At 60.0% G+C, this 1201-nt stretch carries 1 protein-coding gene and 1 pseudogene; both read right to left on the reverse strand.

Features of this window, described 5'->3' with window-relative positions; translation table 11 throughout:
• Window positions 1-706 (reverse strand): ISH3 family transposase (locus tag DVK05_RS16325; protein WP_121564935.1); only part of this gene is annotated, 706 nt, incomplete at its 3' end.
• 215 nt (window positions 707-921) lie between these two features.
• Window positions 922-1201, reverse strand: a pseudogene (locus tag DVK05_RS16330) (ISH3 family transposase); the annotation flags it as partial.

The raw sequence follows: 1201 nt of genomic DNA on the forward strand, positions 1-1201 counted from the left end.
TGTGCTGAATCACGCGACTCCACCCTTCTGAGAGTTCTCGCTTGATCGTCCGTCCCCAGCGGACGATCGGCATGACGTAGGCGTGGTTGTGCGCCTGAAGCAGCGTCAAACACTTGCTGTCGTAGAATTCGCGGTCAAGATAGACGGCCTTGACACCGAGGTCAAGGCCGTCGAGAATACCGAGGAACTCTGCGAGGACACTGCTGGCGGTGTCGCCGTCTTCGAGACGGCGCACCGCCAGCGTGTAGCGTTTGTTCTTCACGCGTGCGTACAGTGTCGCGTACGCGTGGAACGCGGTGGTTCCACGCTTCGCTTGTGAGTGATACAGGCCGTCCGTGTCGTCTTCGTCACCATAGTAGGGCCGCAGGTGGAGGTCCGCGCAGACCTCCACCTGCTGGGGAAGGACGTCGAGAACGTCTTTCTGGAGGAGCATGTTGCCAACCTGTTCGAGCGTTTCTAGATCGAATTTAGTGCGGAGATGGTAGAGAACGGAGTTTTCGTGGGGTGCATCTTCGCTTCTCTCACAGAGCGTTGAGACCGAGGTCCCGTCGGCGCAGGCGCCGACGAGGACCTCGTAGATGTCTTCAGCATCGAGTTCAGCGTTTTCAGCGAGTGAGAGAGCAACTTCCTCGTCAAGAGAGTTGACGAGGAAGTTAAGGAGCTGGTCCTCGTGGATTTCATCGTCTGCTTGCTGGGTTTTAGACACACCTTCTGCAAGCAGACCTTCTAACTAAACGGCTTTGTGAAGTACTGATCCTCGGCTAGCTGTTTCTGAAGCCTGAGTTCTGTGGCGGAGCGGTTGGACTGGCGGTCTCGACGAGAGAATCATGGACGGATCGGCGGAGAGCCGTCGCTGTCGGCGGCGGCTGCCGCCGACGCGACAGCGTCGCCACTCCCACCGTTGGCTAGCCCGGACGGGAGTTACCGGTGGAACCGGTCGTCCGGTGGCCGGTTCGCGGGGACGGCCCGACGCGTCGCGAGGGCCGTCCACGCTGCTCGACGGACCATATTGATGAACTCCTTGAACGACCACTCCCAGAGGCGACGCCCCCCACGGCGGGGCGTCGCCACGTACTCCCAGTGCAAATACCGCCAGACGTTCTGTAACAGCAGGCTCACCACGACGTACAACAGCCGTACGACCGGATGTTGTGTCGAGGTCGTCGCGATACTTTGCTCGGAGAGTCGATAGCTTGCCTCG

It is taken from the genome of Halorubrum sp. Atlit-8R (assembly GCF_003666025.1).
GTDB lineage: Archaea > Halobacteriota > Halobacteria > Halobacteriales > Haloferacaceae > Halorubrum > Halorubrum salinarum.